This is a genomic window from Bifidobacterium saimiriisciurei (genome assembly GCF_010667655.1).
Lineage (GTDB): Bacteria > Actinomycetota > Actinomycetes > Actinomycetales > Bifidobacteriaceae > Galliscardovia > Galliscardovia saimiriisciurei.
In genome coordinates, this window is the sequence record NZ_WHZU01000029.1 from 1 (window position 1) to 7,054 (window position 7,054).

General features: G+C 62.0%; 6 protein-coding genes and 1 pseudogene. All 7 read right to left on the reverse strand.

The genetic code is table 11. The annotated features are described in order from the left end of the window. Nucleotides 1-1,525 (reverse strand): FtsW/RodA/SpoVE family cell cycle protein (locus GFD18_RS10760; RefSeq protein ID WP_163228297.1); only part of this gene is annotated, 1,525 nt, incomplete at its 3' end. Continuing rightward, entirely contained in the window at nt 1,522-3,099 is a 1,578-nt protein-coding gene (locus GFD18_RS10765) for a PP2C family protein-serine/threonine phosphatase (RefSeq protein WP_163198904.1), read from the reverse strand. The genes GFD18_RS10760 and GFD18_RS10765, both read right to left, overlap by 4 nt. 5 nt (nt 3,100-3,104) lie before the next feature. Beyond that, a complete protein-coding gene (locus tag GFD18_RS10770) occupies nt 3,105-3,617 on the reverse strand; it encodes an FHA domain-containing protein FhaB/FipA (RefSeq protein ID WP_100510405.1) in 513 nt (170 codons plus the stop codon). A 33-nt stretch (nt 3,618-3,650) separates the two neighbouring features. After that, complete coding sequence (locus tag GFD18_RS10775) at nt 3,651-4,355, reverse strand: FhaA domain-containing protein (RefSeq protein ID WP_100510502.1); 705 nt, start codon at nt 4,353-4,355, stop codon at nt 3,651-3,653. 198 nt (nt 4,356-4,553) lie between these two features. Then, complete coding sequence (locus GFD18_RS10780; protein ID WP_404801628.1) at nt 4,554-5,237, reverse strand: NUDIX hydrolase; 684 nt, start codon at nt 5,235-5,237, stop codon at nt 4,554-4,556. Nucleotides 5,238-5,442: 205 nt separating this feature from the next. Then, the gene (locus tag GFD18_RS10785) at nt 5,443-6,195 is read right to left on the reverse strand and encodes a Sir2 family NAD-dependent protein deacetylase (RefSeq protein WP_100510407.1); all 753 of its coding nucleotides are present in this window, start codon (nt 6,193-6,195) and stop codon (nt 5,443-5,445) included. A 551-nt stretch (nt 6,196-6,746) separates the two neighbouring features. Then, a pseudogene (locus GFD18_RS11180) lies at nt 6,747-7,054 on the reverse strand (hypothetical protein); the annotation flags it as partial.

Below are 7,054 nucleotides of genomic sequence, written 5' to 3' on the forward strand. Positions count from 1 at the left end.
GCACGGCGTGGGCGCCGTGCCGCCCGACGACCACATGCTCGTGCGGCGTGATGACCTCGGTCATCTCCGATGCGGCGGGCGAGGCCGCTGCCGCTGCCGTCGCTGCCGCCGCCTCCTCGGCCTGCGCCGTGCGTTCGGCTGCGGCCTGCTTCTCCTTTTCGCGGATGGCCATCAGCGCCTCGTATTGGAACGTGTTGGTGTCGATGTCCTCTTCCGGCTTGTTCGCCGCGTTGGAGATCACCAGCAGCAGCGAGGCGAGGACGCAGTTCGCGATCAGGCTGGAGCCGCCGGCCGCGATGTACGGCAGGGTCAGACCGGTCAGCGGAATGACCAGCGTGATGCCGCCGACGACGGTGAACACCTGGAACGCCATGGTGAACACCAGTCCGGAGGAGAGCAGCTTGCCGAAGCCGTCCTTGATCTTCATGGCCGTGACCATTCCCGCGCCGATGATGATGAGGTACATCGTCAGAATGGCGAACAGGCCGATGATGCCGAGCTCCTCGCCCAGCGACGAGTAGATGAAGTCGGAGTACGACAGCGGCGTCACCGTCGGGTGCCCCTGTCCGAGACCGGTGCCGGTCATGCCGCCGGTCGCCAGTCCGAACACGCCCTGCACCAGCTGCATGGAGCCACCGACCGCGCGGTTGTAGATATCCGCGTCGAACGGGTGCAGCCATGCGCTCACGCGGTATCCGACGTGCGAGAAGATCGTGGACGCGGCCACGGCGCCGACCACGAAGAACACGCCGCCGATGAGGATCCAGCTTTTCTGGCCGGTGGCCACGTACAGCATCGAAACGAACATCGCGAAGAACATCAGCGACGTACCGAGATCGTGCTGCAGCACGAGCACGCCCATGCAGACGGCCCACACCACCAGGATCGGGCCGAGGTCCTTCAGTCGGGGCAGGCGGATGCCCAGCACCTTTCGTCCGCCCACGGCCAGCTGGTCGCGATGGTCGAACAGGTACGCGGCGAAGAAGAACGCGAGGAACAGCTTGGCGAATTCGCCGGGCTGGAAGGAGTGGCTGCCGAAATGCAGCCAGATTCGTGCGCCCTGAATCTCCTGGCCGAGGCCTGGGATCATGGGGGAGAGCAGCAGGGCCAGACCCACCACCATGCTGATGTATGAGAACCGGCGCAGGATGCGATAGTCCTTGAGGAACACGACCAGCAGGATGCACAGCACCAGCGCCACGGCCAGCCATGTCAGCTGGTTGAGCGCGATGGACGTGGCCTTGCCGCCGAATACGCCGTTCTGGTTATCGATGCGTGCGATCATCATGATGCCGGTGCCGCTGAGCACCATCACGCAGGGAAGGATCACCTGCGAGGCATACGGCTGGAATCTCGACAATACGATCCAGAACACCGCGAACAGCGCGCCGACCACCGAAAGCCGCGTGATATACGGCGACGGGAAGGTGTTCTGCACGCGCATGAACATCTGGAAGAAGCCAAGCATCACGATGAACGCTGCGAAAATCAGCAGCGATACCTGGCGAAGTCGACGAATGATCATTGCTGCTTCTCCGAGCTGGGCGTAGGCGACGGCGACTGCGTGGACGCGCCCTTCTGCTGTTCCTCCCCGCCGTATTGCTGTGTATCCGACTGTTTCTTCTGGTTGATGTCCGCTATCTGCTGTCGGATCATATCGACATGGCTCTGTGCCTCGTCATAGGAATCCACGGCGATGCTGCCGTTGTTGATCTGCTCGCGCCAGGCCGCCGGCAGCTGGTCTATCTCGATGTCGGTGCGCATCGCCTCGTGCGACAGCGACAGTCCGAACAGATCTGTGGGAACGCCCTGATAGATGGTGACGACGCCGTTGGACTCGCCGAGATAGTATTTCGACTGCGACCAGCGCCATGCGCCGAAGCCTGCGCCTGCCAATGCGAGCAGCACGATGACGATGGTCGTCGCCACGGTGGCGCGCATGCGCGTATGACGCTTGCGCACCTGCTGCTGCACCTGACGCTGATGGGCCTTGATGGCCTTGGCCACTTCGGGATCGTGCGGATCGGTGCTGGCACTGCCGTCCCTTTTCTGCACGACGGGAATCTCGCCGGTGTTGGGCATGGCGGAATCGGCGTCGCGATGCGACGACGGCTGGGCCACGCGCGGCACGGCGACGTCTTCCGGTTCCGAATGCTTGTTCTGCGTAAGGGCCGCCGCACGCTGCGCTGGGCTTCCTTCGTCGGCCTTCAGCGCCGGGGCCGTGGCCACAGGTTCGTCGATGAGGTCGGCGAGGCTTTCCAGACTGCTGCTTACCGCGCCGCCGACCAACGGCACCGGGGCATGGGCCTGCGTGGCGTCGGAGTCGAGAGGCACGGTGGCGTCGGCGATCACCGCCGTCACGTTGTCGGTGCTGCCGGCCTTCAGCGCCATGGCCACGAGGCGCTGCGCGCATTCCTCGGGGTCGAGGACGTTGTTGAGCACCTCCTCGATCGTGGAATCCTCCAATACGCCGCATACGCCGTCGGAGCACAGCATCCAGCGGTCGCCGGGCTTGGCCACGCGGATGGAGATGTCCGGCCTCGGGTCGATGTCGAAGTCGCCGAGCACGCGCATGACCACGTTGCGCTGGGGATGGTTCTTCGCCTCCGGCTCGGTTATGCGGCCGGTGTCGATGAGATGCTGAACGTAGCTGTGGTCCTTGGTCGCGCGAATCAGATGGCGGTCGCGCAGCAGATAGGCGCGCGAATCGCCGATATGCGCAAGAATCCAATGGTTCTGCACGAGGCTCAATGCGGTGACGGTCGTGCCCATGCCGGAAAGCCGGCGCTCGTGCTTGGCCTTGCCCACGATGGCGTCATGCGCGGCCAGCACGGAGGTCTCCATCATGGCGGCGATGGTCTCGACGTCGTTGGCGGCGTCCTCGTGCTCGATATGCACCAGGGACCGGATTGCGATGGTGGAGGCGGTGTCGCCTCCCGCGTGGCCTCCCATGCCGTCGCAGATCGCCGCGAAACGGCGGCCGGCGAACGAGGAGTCCTGATTGTTGCTGCGCACGTATCCCACGTCGGACACGGTGGTCGAGTACAGGGTCAGATCTTCCGAAAGGCTCGGAGAAGCAGAGGCATTGGTTGCTGTCATGGGCGTCACCTCAGTTCGAAGGTCGTCGCACCGATACGTACCGGCACGCGTGCGGGAAGCACTGCCGCCCCGGTGAGACGCTGGTTATTGACGACGGTTCCATTGGTGCTGCCCAGATCCTCGATGGCCCACTTGCGGCTCGTCGGATCCTGGAACACCCGCGCATGATGGGATGAGACGAATTCGTCGTCGAGCACGACGGAGTTGCTGGCGGCCCTGCCCAGCGTCACCTGCCCAGCGTTCAGCGGAATCGTCGTACCCGCCAGCGGTCCGTCGATGATCACCAGGATGGACGGCTGCTCGACGGTCGGCCTGCTCGCCACAGGGGCGGGCGCGGGCCGCGGCGCGGGCGCCGTGGCGGCCTTCCGCGCCTTCTGCTCCCGCTGGCGGTGCTTCTTGGAGGTCTTGGGGCTGAACGATGACACATCACGATGCAGCGAACGTACGGCGAACCACACGAATACCCATAGCAGTACCAGGAATCCGTATTTCAGAACAGTGAATGTCAGTTCAGTCATATTGGCTCGCGTTCGTGCGGTGAAGTGAATGGTTTATTCCTGCGGTGCAGAGGAAGCCCAGAATAAGATACGCGTACGACCGATGGTGATGGTGTTGCCGTCCAGCAGGGTGGCCGCCGGCACCTGATGTCCCTCCACATACGTGCCGTTCGTGGAACCCAGGTCGCGGGCGATCACGCCGCTGTCGGTGATGTCGATTTCGAGGTGGCTGCGCGAGATGCCCGGGTCGTCGATGACGATGTCGCAGTTCGAGCCGCGTCCGATGACGGTCTTCGGGGCGGTCAGCAGGTACTGGCGGCCGTTGATCTCCAGCACCGGGCAGTCCTTGGCCTCGCTCGGCGCGGTGACGGGCGCGGCATTGCCCTGCACGGACTCCGACGTGAGCTTGAACTCGCCGCGAGGCAGGTCGAGGTCCTCCTCGAAGATCACGACGACGGGGCCGACGAACGCGTAATGCTGGCTTTCGGCATACTTGGTCAGGTTGTCCGCCAGTTCGTTGGCGAGGGTTTCGGAGCCCCACTGCTCGATGCGGTCGAAGTCAGGAGTGGAAAGCTTGAATCGATACTCATTCGGAGCGACGGTGCGATCGCGGCCCACGGGCATGGCCTCGGAGTCGATCTGTCGCTCCAGGGCGCTGGAAAGGTCAACCGGCTGAAGGTCGTTTTTTGCACCGAACTTGCTGAACACGCCGTTGACGGCACCTTCGACGCTTTTCTCAAATCGGTCGAGAACGCTCATGAACATCCCTTTCTCGCAATGTCTCTATGGTACGCAGCATCCCCCATTGAGGCTCAATGCGATGGGGATTCATTGCAAAGTCTTCATTCCGTCTTTCCTATTTTTTATCCATCGTAATGCCGTTTTTGCCCTATCGGTGGTTGAATTCACCAATAAAACACCACGTCGGTGGCACAGGGGTGGGACCCATGGACGGTTTTACCGTTCGGGCCGCACCAGACGCCGCAGTTCCTCGTGCTTGAGTGCGATCGTGGCGTTCGACGAGATGATGCCGGCCCCGAGCAGCTCCTCCCAGCTCACCCATGCGCTTTCCACATGCTCGTCCTTGTCGAAGTGACGCTCCCCCATATGCCAGCGCCTGAGGTGCACCACCATGATGTTGGCCAGCTCGTCGGTCATGCCCTCCGAGGAATAGCACCGCGCCACATCGTCGATGACGATGTCGTCGTCCGTGCATCCATCGGAGCCCGTGGCCGTCGCGTCCCCGGCCGTTCCGTCCGCCGCAAGGCCTGGGCGGACGCCCGTTTCCTCGCGCAGCTCGCGCAACGCCGCCGCATGCGGTTCCTCCCCCGCGTCGATGAGTCCGGCCGGCACCCCGAACGTATATCGGTCCGGCCCGACGCGATATTCGCGCTCCAGCAGATACCGGTCGTTGGCGCAGTCGTGCACCAGCATGACCACGCACGGCGCGTGCCTCATGATCTGCCGCTGGATGCGCACGGCCTCGCCGTTCTTGCGCGTCAGGCGGATGACGCGGTCCTCCACATGGAAGATCGCGCCCGTGTATACGGTCTCGCTGCTTTCGGTCACCGGCGCCGTATCCATGTCGATGTCGTCGCTGGCGCTCAGCCGCATGGTCACGCTGTCGTTCGCGCTGCTCATATTCGTCTCCTCGGGCATCGTCTGATTGCGTAATGTAATTGTCGCGTAATGTAATTGATCCGCGTGATCGCGGCGGTCGCTCGTCATATCCGGCGCATGGCGACGTTTGCGGACGGTCGAGCGCCGCGAGTACGTCGGGCGGCCTATATATATATCGCTGCGAGCGAGCCATATACTATAGGGATATATATGTATGTGGGTTTGCTCACCCCTCGGCGATGGTCTCTTCGACCAGCTTTGGCAACGCAACGGCGATGTCGTCGTGAATCAGACGTGTGGCGATGCGATCGTACTGTGTGCGCCCCATGTTCATGATGGTCAGCGGCACGCCGGCCTGCACGGCCGCCGGTGCCAGCGACGCCGCAGGGAACACCTCCAGCGTCGAGCCGATGACCCAGAACTCGTCGGCCTCGCATGCCAGACGCAATGATTTCTCCATGGCTCCGTCGGGCAGCGCCTCGCCGAAATACACCACGTCGGTTTTGATGATGCCGTTGCAGGGCATGTTCCCCTTATAGGGCAGCCTGCGGTGGCAGCGCGGATCCGGTTCCTCGTCGAGACGGTCCATGATGTCGGCGGTATCGTACTTCGCATGGCACTTCATGCAGTGTGACGTGCCGATGGTGCCGTGAAGATTGACGATGACGTCCGGTGAATTGCCGGCCTTCTCGTGCAGGGCGTCGAAGTTCTGCGTGGCCAGCAGCGTCAGCATGCCGGCCTGTTCCAGCCTGACCAGCGCCTTGTGCGCCGTGCCCGGCTGCGCGCCCCAAACCGGCGACTCCTTCTGCCAGCGCCACGAGTATTCGCGGTCCTCCTTGCTGGAGATGAAGGCGTCGATGTCGTAGACGTTCATTTGCTCCGGATGCTTGGTCCATACGCCGTCGGGGCCGCGGAAGTCGGGGATGCCGGCGGAGGTGGAGATGCCCGCGCCGGTCAGTACTGCGATCTTTTTGCTCATATATGCAGTATTACACCGTCAATATGTACGTCATATATGTGGGTTTATATATATGGGCGCCATATGGATTATGGATGTGGAGATGGGACGGTGGGCATGCGGATGTATTCGTCCGTATACATGCATGTACATGCGGTCCATATATGCGGTCACGGTCACATGGGATTCTGCGGGTCTCCGTTGTCCGATGGCCGCAGGCCAATTCGTTCGTATAAGGATTCGTGGGTCTGAACCATATATGAGGACCGTGATATCGCCTGCGCGCCGGCCTGCTTCGTGTTCGTCGGGGTCCGGCGTCGGCGGTTTGCCCTGGACGGGATGTATCCGAGGGGCGCGGCGGTGAATTTCGGATGTCGTGGTCATGGCTGTTTGGGATGTTCATTGTGCCGTGATGCCGATGAAGGCTATTGTGGGTGGTGGCGGTGGTGTCGTGCTGTGTCGCGGGGTTGCGGTTGTGGCGGTGGCGACACGCCGGGGGAGCGTTGTGTTTTCAACGTTCCTTGGGGTTGTTTTGTCTTTTGGGTTGCGTTGTTGCCCGGGGTCGTGTATGTTTATCTCTTGCTGCCCGACAGCGACAAGTTCTCCTGGTGAGTGCTGGTTGGTCGTGTGTGGTGGTGGTTTGAGAACTCAAGAGCGTGTTTTGTACTACTGAATTTTTGTTTTTGATTGCCAGTTGACGGCCCGGCCGGTTGGTTTTTCCGGTTGGTTGGGTTGTCGTTTGAAGGATTGTGCGTTTCCGGTTGGTCTTCGGGCCGGCTGGTTGTGCCGTCTTTTTCTTTTTCTTTTTTTTTCGAGTCGAATGTTCGGCTCTTCGCAAGGTTTTTTTGTGGAGGGTTTGATTCTGGCTCAGGACGAACGC